The sequence below is a fragment of the Burkholderia sp. BCC0397 genome (assembly GCF_902832865.1).
Taxonomy (GTDB): domain Bacteria; phylum Pseudomonadota; class Gammaproteobacteria; order Burkholderiales; family Burkholderiaceae; genus Burkholderia.
In genome coordinates this window covers 1-799 of record NZ_CADFDL010000032.1, presented here as the reverse complement: position 1 = coordinate 799, position 799 = coordinate 1, and the positions used below count along the sequence as shown (strand labels likewise).

At 48.3% G+C, this 799-nt stretch carries 2 rRNA genes; both read left to right on the top strand.

What is annotated here, in order from left to right:
* Positions 1-52: ribosomal RNA gene (locus HWX03_RS36790) — 16S ribosomal RNA — on the top strand; the annotation flags it as partial.
* 380 nt (positions 53-432) lie between these two features.
* Positions 433-799: ribosomal RNA gene (locus HWX03_RS36625) — 23S ribosomal RNA — on the top strand; the annotation flags it as partial.

Genomic DNA, 799 nt, shown 5'->3' with positions numbered 1-799 from the left:
GAAGTCGTAACAAGGTAGCCGTATCGGAAGGTGCGGCTGGATCACCTCCTTTCCAGAGCTATCTCGCGAAGTTGAGCGCTCACGCTTATCGGCTGTTGATTAAGACAGACTAGCTGTCTGCGGTTTAAACCGGTTTAATGCCGGCCGCTTTCAATAATCTTCAATGACAAATATTCGAATGAAGTTTGGTTCGAGTCTTTTTCATTGGCGATTGAGCCAGTCAGAGCGGTACGAAAGTATCGGCTGTCGTTCTTTAACAATCTGGAAGAAGTAAGTAATTTGGATAGCGGAAGCGTCTTGAGATGGACGTGGAAACTATCCGGGTTGTGATTGTATCGATGTATCTCAAGATGATTCGAACTCTAAGTTTGACTCAATTGGAATACGGCACAACGCGAGAACTCAACCTGTAACGAGACAGACTCGTTATAGGGTCAAGCGAACAAGTGCATGTGGTGGATGCCTTGGCGATCACAGGCGATGAAGGACGCGGTAGCCTGCGAAAAGCTACGGGGAGCTGGCAAACGAGCTTTGATCCGTAGATGTCCGAATGGGGAAACCCGGCCCTTTTGGGTCATCCTGGACTGAATACATAGGTCCAGTGAAGCGAACGCGGTGAACTGAAACATCTAAGTAACCGCAGGAAAAGAAATCAACCGAGATTCCCAAAGTAGTGGCGAGCGAAATGGGATGAGCCTTGCACTCTTTATTTGTATTGTTAGCCGAACGCTCTGGAAAGTGCGGCCATAGCAGGTGATAGCCCCGTAGGCGAAAACAGTATGAAAGAACTAGGTGTGCG